Raw genomic sequence first — 204 nt, forward strand, 5'->3', positions numbered from 1 at the left:
ATGACACCATGCGGCTATATAGCTCACCCTGCCCTGCCTCTTCCCGGATTTGAGGACATCGAAGCGTTGTCCTTGCTCACAGTAACCATAAGGATAATCCGAGTCCTGACTATTCATGCCGGCTTCATCGAGGTAGACCACTTCTTGTGGCTCCATCTGTTCAATCTGAGCAATAAACTCCTCTCGCTGTTGCTGATCACGTTG

At 50.0% G+C, this 204-nt stretch carries 1 pseudogene; it reads right to left on the reverse strand.

Annotation, left to right across the window (positions count from 1 at the left end):
* Positions 1-204 (reverse strand): annotated as a pseudogene (locus P5674_RS26490) (IS630 family transposase); the annotation flags it as partial.

Source organism: Limnospira sp. PMC 289.06, assembly GCF_032350395.1.
Lineage (GTDB): Bacteria > Cyanobacteriota > Cyanobacteriia > Cyanobacteriales > Microcoleaceae > Limnospira > Limnospira platensis.